We start from the raw sequence: 10,711 nt of genomic DNA, 5'->3' as shown, positions 1-10,711 counted from the left end.
TATTTTATTTACTTTGGATAAACGACTCGCGAAAAGAAACACGAAGTGTTGATCTATTATTTTTTAAATTATAATTATATTAAGCTTGCATCACAAAAATAGCAGGACGTTTATGAAAATCATACTTTTCATTTTTCCATTCTTTAATAGATAATGTTCGGATATCTTCGTCCTCTAATGTAATATGACACGCGACACAAATCTTAGTTTCGGCACGAAGAATCTTCGTTAAATCTTCCACCATTTGATTGTTACGATAAGGCGTTTCCATAAAAATTTGAGCAATTCCAGTCTTCGAACTTTCAGCTTCTAAATGTGCTAATTTCTTTTTACGTTCGGTCTTATCGATTGGTAAATAACCGTGAAAAGCAAAGTTTTGACCATTCATTCCAGAAGCCATTAACGCCAACAAAATAGACGATGGACCAACCAAAGGCACAACCTGAATACGTTTCTGTTGCGCAACTTTTACCAGCTGTGCACCTGGATCTGCAACCGCAGGTAAACCAGCTTCGGAAATAATTCCGATCGTTTTGTTTTGATCCAATAATTTGATCAAATCTAACATTTCTTCTGGCTCTGTATCTTTGTTTAGAATGTAAATATCTAAATCGGCTTGAACTTTTTCAGGGCAAACTTGTTTGATAAATTTACGAGCAGATTTTTCGTTTTCTACCACAAACGTATCAATTGCTCGAATAACGTCAAGATTGTATAAAGGCAATACTCTACTGTGTTCGCTTTCACCTAAAAGTGAAGGAATCAAATAAACTTTAGCCGTTTTCATTGTATAATTTTAAAGATTGTATTTTTTGATGATTCCGTCTGTAGCTTCATCTAGTAATTGATAAACATGTTCGAAAGCATCTTCACCATCGTAGTAAGGATCAGGCACATTTTGCGTTTGCCCTATTCCATCTTTCAAAATCAATTTGATTTTACTTTGCTCCTCTTCGCTTCGAGCTAATTGTTGCAAATCGATTAAATTTTGTTCATCCATTGCAAAGATTAAATCAAACTCATCGAAAAAAACTGGATTGAAATGCATCGCACGTTGATCAGAAATATCAACACCGTGTTTTTTTGCAACCGAAACCGAGCGTCTATCTGGTTGTTCACCAACATGCCAATCGCCTGTACCAGCAGAATCTACCAAATGATTGTCGCCAACCTTTGCTTGTAAAATCCCTTCTGCCAACGGAGAACGACAAATATTACCTAAACAAACCATCAAAATTTTCATTGAAAAAGTATTTATAGATTAATCTGCAATTTTACGTGAAATATCTTCGATATAACCACGGAATTGCTTATCCGTTTCTTGTAAATTTTTCACTGTTTTACAAGCGTGTAAAACTGTTGCGTGATCACGTTTACCAATTTGTGTTCCAATACTTGCCAAAGACGCTTTTGTATATTGTTTTGCAAAATACATTGCTAATTGACGCGCTTGCACCACATCACGTTTACGTGTTTTAGACTGAATATCTTCAATCTTCACTTTAAAGTATTCACAAACTGTTTTCTGAATATAATCAATCGAGATTTCTTTGCGAGCTGTTTGTACTAATTTTGATAACGTACGCGCAGTTAAATCTAACGTAATTTCACGTTTATTTAATGTTGCTTGCGCAATAATAGAGTTTAATGAACCTTCTAATTCACGCACATTTGTATCAATATTTTGTGCAATATAATCCATTACTTCATCAGGAAATTCGATACCATCGTTTTCTAATTTTTGTTTCAAAATAGAAAGACGTGTATTATAATCAGGATTTTGCAAATCGGCTGATAATCCCCATTTGAAACGAGAAATCAAACGATCTTCCATATCTTGAATATCTGCTGGAGATTTATCCGAAGTCAAAATAATCTGATTTCCTCTTTGATGTAAATGGTTAAATATATGGAAGAAAACTTCTTGCGTTTTTGCTTTTCCAGATAAAAACTGAATATCATCCATTATCAAAACGTCAATCATTTGATAAAAGTGAATGAAATCATTTTGATTATTATTTTTTACAGCTTCGATAAATTGTTGTGTAAATTTCTCAGTTGAAACATACAAAACAGTTTTCTCTGGGTGTAAATCTTTTACTTCTAAACCTATCGCATGCACCAAATGAGTTTTTCCTAACCCTACTCCACCATAGATGAATAGTGGATTGAACGAAGTTCCTCCTGGGCGTTTGGCAATCGCACGACCAGCCGCACGTGCTAATCGGTTTGATTCTCCTTCGATAAAATTATTGAATGTATAATTATGATTTAATTGCGAATCAATTTTTAATTTTTGCAATCCTGGAATAACAAAAGGATTCATCATTTTACCAGCTTGCAAATTAATTGGCGCTTCTACCTCTTGTGGGCGAGGTTTTTCTTTGTTCGAACTTGGAATACGTACCGTGAATGGCTCACGTCCTTGCGACTTTTGATCCATCAAAATACTGTATACCAATTTTGCATCAGAACCTAATTCTTTTTGTAAGGCACTTTTTAAAATTTTGATATAATGCTCCTCTAACCATTCGTAAAAAAATTTACTTGGTACTTGTATTGTTAAAACATTATTATTTAGTTTGCCCGGACGTATCGGTACAAACCAAGTATTGAAGGCATCTTCTGCAATGTTGTCTTTTATAAAAGACAAGCATTTTTCCCACACAGAATTTGCAGTTATCGTCATAATATTGTCCAAAAGTGCTTAAGTTTTAATGTAAAATACTGAAAGTCAATGTTAAATTTTCATCAACCCTTCTCTACAAAATTGTGAACAAATTTTGAATAAAAAAAATGATTTAGGTATTGATATATTAAAAAATACTTTGTATAATTAAAAATAATCAATAAGTAGTTTTAGATAAAATAAAAATACTGCAAAGATAATCTTTTCGGACATATTTTGGCTTATAAAACTATTAATTCTTATTTTTGTATCACTATGGAAATTACACAAGAAAAAATTGACTTCGCAATTATCAAAGTAGAAAATCATTTAAATGATTTGGGCATCAAAAATAATTTTTCTCTTTTACGAATTGAACAAGGTGAAGAAAAAAATGTAAGGACTTTTTATTATGAAATAGCAAATCCTACTTTCAAAACAATTATTCAAATTCAATATGATTTCTTAAAAGAAGAGCAAAAAGATTCTTCGCAAACTTCTTTTAGTTGGATGGATTACAAAAAAATTACTGAATAGACTTTTTCATTTTTTATATAATTAATGATAAAGTCTTTTTTTTGTTCTCTACTTTTGAAGATTAAAATGATGTTTTAGAAAATTATGGAGAAGATAGAAGAAACCGAACAATTAAATGTTTTTCGCACCAAAACTCGTATTCTATATAAACACACCGATCAAATGAAAGTGGTTTATTATGGAAATTATCCTGAGTTTTATGAAATTGGTCGTGTAGAATTGATGCGCAAACGTGGTTTTCCTTATGCTGAATTGGAAGCAATGGGAATTCAGATGCCAATTATTGAAATGCATACAAAATATATTGGTAGCGCTTTGTACGATGAATTAATCGAAATTGAAACAACAGTTCATGAGCGTGACAAAGGTGTTCGCATTCGATTTGATTACAATATATATAATGAAGTGGGAAAAATAATTAATCAAGGATACACTATTTTATGTTGTATTGATGCCGAAACTCGTCGTCCTGTTCGTATTCCAGAACGTATTTGGACAAGTTTAGGTTTATAATATTATTTAGAATCATTAATTATTCGTTAAAACAAATTCTTGCAAATGATTTCTCATTAAATTTGTTCCTTAACAAAACATGATTAAAAACGAATGTCAACACTTCAAGAAAAAATCAATCAAACGATTGTAGACGTTATCGATTTTCCAAAAGAAGGAATTGTCTACAAAGACATTACTCCATTGTTCTTAAATTCTGAACTTTCGAATGAAATTGTAGACGCTTTTGTAGAAAAAGCAAAAGGTAAAGTGGATATTGTTTGTGGAATTGAAAGCCGTGGATTTTTGTACGGAATTCAGATTGCACAAAAATTAAAAGTTCCTTTTGTATTAATTCGTAAAGCTGGTAAATTACCTCCTCCAACAATTAGTCAATCTTATGATTTGGAATATGGACAAGCAACTATCGAAGTAAATTCGAATTACATCAAAGATGGTGCGCGAGTTCTAATTCACGACGATGTTTTAGCAACTGGTGGAACTGCCGAAGCTTGTGCTAAATTGGTAGAAAAATGTGGTGGAAAAACAACACAGTTTTCTTTTATTGTTGATTTGACTTTCTTAAACGGAAAAGATAAATTAACCTCTTTTACAACTGATATTGTTACTTTAACAGAATATTAAACTAAAAACTCCGCTCAAAATTTTGAGCGGAGTTTTTTTTATTTTTTAGGCGCTAGAATCACTTCTGGCGCTCTTTCATTCCCAATATCCAACAAAGCTTTTATATTCGCTAAAATTTCTCTAAAACTCTGTTTACCTTCCGTTTTATAAGGTCCGCTATCCGCATTATATCCAATACAATCCAATCCGAAAACTTTTCCTAAGAAAAGCGCTCTTTTGAGATGATAAGATTGAGAAATTAAAATCACTTTATCAAATTGATAAATATTTTTGGTTCTGTAGATTGTGCTATATGTATCCAAACCTGCTCCATCTAGATAAGTATCTTCAATTTTGACACCTCTATCCAACAAGTATTTTTCCATCACATCAATTTCATTAAAATTTTCGTGAAGTTTTTCTCCAGAAAGTAAAATCACATCCACTTGATCTTCCTTATAAAGTCGAATTGCAGCATCCAAACGATCTTTTAGAAAACGCGTTGGTTGTCCATTAGCTTGCACTTTTGCACCAAAAACAACTGCCACACGATAATTTGACGGAATATTTCCTTGATAATTGTAAATGTAATACGAAGTAAAAACTTGAATAATCAATGCAACGATCAAAGTAAAAACCGCTATTAATCCAACGACAAACATACTTTTACGCATTACAAATCTTCCTATTTTGACAAGTTTACTCAACTATCTTTTGTTTTAAAAAATTTTAACATTCAAAAGTCTATAAGTTTAGTGATATTTAAAAATTATAAATGTGAAAATTATTTTAAATTTTTCATCGTAATTTTAGAAAATGAATGAGATTGAGTTAAGAACAGTTACCGTTGAACGCTATTTGCAACCTTTACGCGAAGGAGGTTCTTTGCCTGCACTAGCTGATGCAGATGACGGTTTTAAATATGTTTTAAAATTTAAAGGTGCTGGTCATGGTCCTCGCATGTTGATTTCCGAATTGTTAGGAGGAGAAATTGCACGTGTTTTAGGATTTAAAGTTCCTGAATTAGTTTTTGCAAATTTGGACGAATATTTTGGTCAATCCGAAGCTGATGAAGAAATTCAGGATTTGTTAAAATTTAGCGAAGGAACTAATTTGGCTTTGCATTATTTATCTGGTGCAATCAATTATGATCCTGCTGTAATGAAAATTGATGATAAATTATCTTCTCAAATTGTTTGGTTAGATGCTTTTTTGACGAATGTTGATCGTACTTTTCGCAATACAAATATGTTAATGTGGCACAAAGAATTGTGGTTGATTGATCATGGTGCTTCCTATTATTTTCATCATTCGTGGGACAATTGGGAAAAAGCAGCTCTTGCTCCCTTTACGCCAATTAAAGACCATGTTCTATTGAAAAATGCTACAAAACTTGAAGAAGCTGATGCAGAATTTAAAGTGATTTTGAATGATGAAATCATTGATAAAATTGTCGATTTGATTCCTGATGAATGGTTAGAAACAGAAGTTACACATGCTACTCACGAAGAAATGAGAACGGTTTACAAAACATTTATCAAAACACGATTACAACATTCCGAACTTTTTATAAACGAAGCGAATAATGCCAGAAAAAATCTTATATGAGTATGCAATTCTTCGTTTGGTTCCTAAAGTTGAACGCGAAGAATTTATCAATGTTGGAGTAATTTTATTTTCGAAAAAAGAAGATTATTTGAAAGTAAAATATTTTATTAATGATAGTAGAATCAATGCTTTTTGCCACGAATTAGATCTTGATTTTATTGACAGTAATTTGAATGCTTTGTCTAAAATTGCCGAAGGAATTCATCCCGAATCTGCTGTATCTAATTTCGAAACCCCTGAACGTTTTCGTTGGTTAACAGCTGTCAGAAGTTCGTCTATCCAAAGTTCTCGTCCGCATCCTGGTAAAACAACAAACCTTGATAAAACCTTGGATCAATTATATAAAGAACATGTTTTATAAAAGTTAAACGCTTAAAAACGAATGTTTTAAAAATATTTTCTTAAATTTGGTCATACATTAATTTTAAATTATTTATCGCCATGAGTACATTAAGAAACAAAGTTCAGCTAATTGGGAATGTTGGTAGCAATCCTGATGTTAAAACATTAGAAAACGAAAAGAAGTTTACAAAATTTAGTCTAGCAACGAACGAAAGCTACACAAATAGCAAAGGTGAGAAAGTTCAGCAAACGACGTGGCACAATTTAGTTGCTTACGGACCAATTGTAAATGTGATCGAAAAACATGTAGAAAAAGGGAAGCAACTTGCTATAGAAGGCAAATTGACTTACCGAGATTATCAAGATAAAGATGGTCAACAAAAAACGATTACAGAAATTATAATTGATGAAATTGTACTTCTTTAGCGTTTAAAATAAAAGGGAAACAGTGATGTTTCCCTTTTATTATTTTATAAGATTCCAAAATAAATTTGGAATATGAATTATCCTAACATTCGAATCGCGGTTTTTAGACCTTCAATAAATGTATCTATTTCTTCTTTTGTATTATAAACAGCGAATGAAGCTCGTACCGTTCCCGGAATATTGAAATGCTGCATAATTGGTTGTGCACAATGATGACCAGTACGAACAGCAATTCCTTTTTTATCCAAAATCATTCCGACATCAGATGAATGAACGCCGTCAAATTTTAAGTTGAAAGAAACTGCGCCAGAATGTTCTGCATCTTTTGCATAAATCTCCACTTCATCAAATTCTGATAGACGTTGAATTGTATAATCTACCAATTCTTTTTCGTAATCGTGAATCGTTTGCATTCCAATAGAATTGATAAAATCTACCGCAGCTCCAAGTCCGATAATTCCTGCAATATCTGGTGTACCAGCTTCGAATTTGAAAGGTAAACAAGCGTATGTTGAAACCTCCATTGTTACATCTTTTATCATCTCTCCTCCTCCGTGGAAAGGTGGTAATTCATTCAAAATATCTTCTTTTCCATACAAAATACCGATTCCAGTTGGACCGTACATTTTATGACCAGAAAAAACCAAGAAATCACAATCCATTGCTTGAACATCAATTGCAGTATGTGGAGCAGATTGTGCCGCATCAATCAAAACCCAAGCACCTTTTGCATGCGCTTTTTCGATAATTGTTTTGATCGGATTTACAACACCTAATGCATTTGAAACTTGATTAACACAAACTAATTTGGTTTTATCTGTCAATAAATCATCCAACTTCTCAATATCCAAAATACCTTCTGCAGTTAACGGAATATATTTTAGTTTAGCACCAGTTCGCTGACACAACAATTGCCAAGGAACGATATTAGAATGATGCTCGATTTCGGTAATAATAATTTCATCATCGGCTGATAAAACATTACGAAGTGAATTAGAAACTAAATTAATTCCTTCCGTCGTTCCACGCGTAAAAATAATTTCGTAATCGTGTTTCGCATTGATAAATTTCTGAATCTTACGACGCGATTCTTCCATCAAATCTGTTGCTTCTTGACTTAATGTATGAATTCCACGATGTACATTTGCATTGTACTTTTCGTAATATTCGTCCAAAACATCTAAAACAACTTTCGGTTTTTGAGAAGTTGCACCATTATCTAAATAAACCAATGGTTTTCCGTTGACTTCTCTATTTAAAATTGGAAATTGACTTCTTATTTGTTGAATATCTATTGACATTTTTTTAAGTTTTGAGTAATGAGTTATGAGTGATGTGTAATAAAAAAGTAAGTATTCAAAATAGTTTCAAATACTTACTTTATATTTCAAAATAAGTTCAACTTAAAACTTATTACTTATAACTCAGAACTATATTTTATAATTCGAAATCTAAACTAACTCCTAATTTTTTTGCAATTATAGAGTTAACTCGATTTGAGATTTGTGGAATTTGTACATGTCGCAAAGCGTCTGCAGCAAAGGCATACAATAACATTGCTTTCGCTTCTTTCTTTGGAATACCACGTTGTTGCATATAGAACAAAGATTCTTCTTCTAATTGTCCAACTGTACATCCGTGCGAACATTTTACATCATCAGCAAAAATCTCTAATTGAGGTTTTGTATTAATTGAAGCTCCATCAGATAATAAAACATTATTATTTTGTTGGAATGCATTCAATTTTTGCGCTTCTTTGTGAACATAGATTTTACCATTGAAAACTCCTTGCGCTTTCTCATCATAAATTCCTTTGTACAATTCGTGCGACTCACAATTCGGGAAATTATGCTCCACAAATGTATGATGATCGATATGTTGTTTTCCATCAATCACCGTAATTCCGTCCATTACAGAGTTACAATTTTCTCCATTTTGGAAGAAATTCAAATTGTTACGTACAATTTTTCCTCCAAAAGCAAACGTAAATACATTGGCACGAGAATCTCTTTCTTGATTGATGTATGTATTATCAACTAAAGAAGCATCGTTAGAATCATTTTGGAATTTGTACCAATGAATCTCAGAATTACGTCCAACATTCACCTCCGAAACAACATTTGTTAAGTTTGCTTTTTCGTCTAATGTTTGATGTCTTTCGATAATTTGAACTTGCGCATTATCTCCAACTACAACCAAATTACGTGGTTGATACATCGCTTCTTGAGAAGCTCCTGTTGAGAAATAAACAATCTGAATTGGCTTAGATAAAATTACATTATTTGGAACATAAATGTAAGCTCCATCTTTTGCAAAAGCTGTATTTAAAGCAACTAAACTTTCACCTTTTTTCGCAATTTTTCCGTAATAATTCTCAATTACAGCTTGATGAGTTGTTTTATGCATTGCGCTTGACAAGACACAAATATCAGCTTCATCATGTGTTGTATTTGACAAAAACGAAGAATATTTTCCATTAATGAATACGATTGTGTACGTATCGATATCATTAATCAAATATTTCTTGATGTCTTTGTACTCAATTGCAACTTCGTCTTCTGGGAACAATTTGTAATCCACCTTCAACAAAGGAGCAAGATTTGTATATTTCCATTCTTCGTCTTTACGTGTCGGAAAACCTTTTTGATTAAAGATTTCGATGGCTTCTTGACGTAAACCTTCGATTTCTTTATTCACTTTGTTTTTTTCGTTGAACACTAAATGACGAGAAACTAAATTTTCTTTTAAATCAATCATTTTAGATATTGTATTAATGTATTATGTAAGAAGTAAAAAGTACTTTGGACTTAATACATTTTACATTTTACAAAATGTTTAGATTCCTGCTTCTTCTTTTACCCAGTCGTAACCTTTTGCTTCTAATTCTAAAGCTAATTCTTTACCACCAGATTTAATGATTTTTCCGTCTGCTAAAACGTGTACAAAATCAGGAACGATATAGTCTAATAAACGTTGGTAGTGTGTAATTACTAACACTCCATTGTTTTCATTTTTGAATTCGTTTACACCATCCGCAACAATACGTAAAGCATCAATATCTAAACCAGAATCAGTTTCATCTAAGATGGCTAATTTTGGGTTTAACATTAACATTTGGAAAATTTCGTTACGTTTTTTCTCACCTCCAGAGAAACCTTCGTTAAGCGAACGAGATAAGAAATCTTTTTTGATTCCTAATAATTCAGCTTTTGCACGAATTTCTTTCAACATTTCAGAAGCTCCCATTTCTTCTAAACCTTGCGCTTTACGCGTTTCGTTGATAGAAGTTTTGATGAAGTTTGTTACAGAAACTCCAGGAATTTCGATTGGATATTGGAAAGACATAAAAATTCCTTTTTGTGCTCTTTCTTCTGGTGCTAATTCTAAGATTGATTCATTATCAAACTCGATATCACCATCGGTTACTTCGTAATCTTCTTTACCTGTAATAACGTTAGATAAAGTTGATTTTCCTGCACCATTAGGTCCCATAATCGCGTGAACTTCACCTGGATTAATTTGAAGGTTTAAACCTTTTAAAATTTCGCGCTCTTCGATACGAGCATGTAAGTCTTTTATATTTAATAACATAATCTAATTTGTAAATTAGTTAATGTGATAATTCTTTAATTATCTTGATTTTGATGTACTTATAATTTTATTCACAATTTTAGAAATGTTTACCAATTTATCAGATAAACTTTCTGTATTTGGATAATTTTTAGATAATTGACATAATTCTAACCAATACTTGGTTTCATCAATTTCTTTTGCTGCAATCTTAAACTTGTGAATAAAATCATTCAAGCTTTCAGCGTTTTGAGCTTCTCTAATATTTGCTCCTATTGAAGTTCCTGATTTTAATAATTGATTTGAAATAACAAATTTCTTATCCAATTCAAGTTCTTCACAATATTCTATAATTAATAGTGAAAATTCTAAAGTTAATTTTAAAATGATATTATCTTTTTCCATCATTAACTCATTAACAAATTATCACATCAACTCATTATT

The 10,711-nt window shown here is 31.8% G+C and carries 14 protein-coding genes; 6 read left to right on the top strand and 8 right to left on the bottom strand.

Translation table 11 applies throughout. The annotated features are described in order from the left end of the window. Window positions 1-79: 79 nt before the first annotated feature. Genes N5E64_RS11465 through dnaA form a run of 3 tightly spaced genes read right to left on the bottom strand, consistent with a single transcriptional unit; the run spans window position 80 to window position 2,689 of the window. Entirely contained in the window at window positions 80-787 is a 708-nt protein-coding gene (locus N5E64_RS11465; protein WP_125349078.1) for an SAM-dependent methyltransferase, read from the bottom strand. 9 nt (window positions 788-796) lie between these two features. Beyond that, window positions 797-1,243, bottom strand: coding sequence for a low molecular weight phosphotyrosine protein phosphatase (locus N5E64_RS11460; RefSeq protein ID WP_280037657.1), 447 nt, complete (start codon window positions 1,241-1,243; stop codon window positions 797-799). A gap of 18 nt (window positions 1,244-1,261) precedes the next feature. After that, window positions 1,262-2,689 carry a chromosomal replication initiator protein DnaA gene (gene dnaA, locus N5E64_RS11455; RefSeq protein ID WP_038333589.1) on the bottom strand — a complete coding sequence of 476 codons (1,428 nt, stop codon included), beginning with the start codon at window positions 2,687-2,689 and terminating at the stop codon, window positions 1,262-1,264. A gap of 255 nt (window positions 2,690-2,944) precedes the next feature. On the opposite strand from dnaA, the gene N5E64_RS11450 reads away from it, so the two are divergent. From N5E64_RS11450 to N5E64_RS11440, 3 genes are all read left to right on the top strand, one after another. Beyond that, window positions 2,945-3,205: a hypothetical protein gene (locus N5E64_RS11450; protein ID WP_038333588.1), complete on the top strand. Its 261-nt coding sequence runs from the start codon at window positions 2,945-2,947 to the stop codon at window positions 3,203-3,205. A gap of 84 nt (window positions 3,206-3,289) precedes the next feature. Continuing rightward, window positions 3,290-3,718, top strand: a complete 429-nt coding sequence (locus tag N5E64_RS11445; protein ID WP_125349076.1) for a thioesterase family protein — start codon at window positions 3,290-3,292, stop codon at window positions 3,716-3,718. A 93-nt stretch (window positions 3,719-3,811) separates the two neighbouring features. Then, window positions 3,812-4,342, top strand: coding sequence for an adenine phosphoribosyltransferase (locus tag N5E64_RS11440; RefSeq protein WP_038333586.1), 531 nt, complete (start codon window positions 3,812-3,814; stop codon window positions 4,340-4,342). A gap of 38 nt (window positions 4,343-4,380) precedes the next feature. Here N5E64_RS11440 and N5E64_RS11435 read toward each other — a convergent pair whose 3' ends face one another. Further along, the gene (locus N5E64_RS11435) at window positions 4,381-5,028 is read right to left on the bottom strand and encodes a vancomycin high temperature exclusion protein (protein WP_280037656.1); all 648 of its coding nucleotides are present in this window, start codon (window positions 5,026-5,028) and stop codon (window positions 4,381-4,383) included. Between the two features lie 109 nt (window positions 5,029-5,137). On the opposite strand from N5E64_RS11435, the gene N5E64_RS11430 reads away from it, so the two are divergent. The 3 genes from N5E64_RS11430 to N5E64_RS11420 all read left to right on the top strand — a co-directional run bounded on the left by N5E64_RS11430 (window position 5,138) and on the right by N5E64_RS11420 (window position 6,697). Next, window positions 5,138-5,929: a HipA family kinase gene (locus N5E64_RS11430; RefSeq protein WP_125349074.1), complete on the top strand. Its 792-nt coding sequence runs from the start codon at window positions 5,138-5,140 to the stop codon at window positions 5,927-5,929. Further along, window positions 5,907-6,290 (top strand): DUF3037 domain-containing protein, encoded by a 384-nt coding sequence (locus N5E64_RS11425; RefSeq protein ID WP_125349073.1) that lies wholly within the window; start codon window positions 5,907-5,909, stop codon window positions 6,288-6,290. The genes N5E64_RS11430 and N5E64_RS11425 overlap by 23 nt, the downstream gene beginning before the upstream one ends. A gap of 80 nt (window positions 6,291-6,370) precedes the next feature. Next, window positions 6,371-6,697 (top strand): single-stranded DNA-binding protein, encoded by a 327-nt coding sequence (locus N5E64_RS11420; protein WP_125349072.1) that lies wholly within the window; start codon window positions 6,371-6,373, stop codon window positions 6,695-6,697. A gap of 77 nt (window positions 6,698-6,774) precedes the next feature. Here N5E64_RS11420 and N5E64_RS11415 read toward each other — a convergent pair whose 3' ends face one another. From N5E64_RS11415 to N5E64_RS11400, 4 genes are all read right to left on the bottom strand, one after another. Beyond that, a complete protein-coding gene (locus N5E64_RS11415; RefSeq protein ID WP_257468255.1) occupies window positions 6,775-7,998 on the bottom strand; it encodes an aminotransferase class V-fold PLP-dependent enzyme in 1,224 nt (407 codons plus the stop codon). 136 nt (window positions 7,999-8,134) lie between these two features. Further along, on the bottom strand, window positions 8,135-9,454 hold the full coding sequence (sufD, locus tag N5E64_RS11410) for a Fe-S cluster assembly protein SufD (RefSeq protein WP_219035198.1): 1,320 nt from the start codon (window positions 9,452-9,454) through the stop codon (window positions 8,135-8,137). A 78-nt stretch (window positions 9,455-9,532) separates the two neighbouring features. After that, on the bottom strand, window positions 9,533-10,288 hold the full coding sequence (gene sufC / locus N5E64_RS11405; protein WP_219035199.1) for a Fe-S cluster assembly ATPase SufC: 756 nt from the start codon (window positions 10,286-10,288) through the stop codon (window positions 9,533-9,535). A gap of 39 nt (window positions 10,289-10,327) precedes the next feature. Further along, window positions 10,328-10,672: a four helix bundle protein gene (locus N5E64_RS11400; protein ID WP_219035200.1), complete on the bottom strand. Its 345-nt coding sequence runs from the start codon at window positions 10,670-10,672 to the stop codon at window positions 10,328-10,330. Between the last annotated feature and the right edge of the window lie 39 nt (window positions 10,673-10,711).

It is taken from the genome of Empedobacter sp. GD03739, assembly GCF_029843245.1.
Taxonomy (GTDB): domain Bacteria; phylum Bacteroidota; class Bacteroidia; order Flavobacteriales; family Weeksellaceae; genus Empedobacter; species Empedobacter falsenii_B.
The sequence above is the reverse complement of the archived record's forward strand: the minus strand, read 5'-3'. Positions and strand labels throughout refer to the sequence as shown.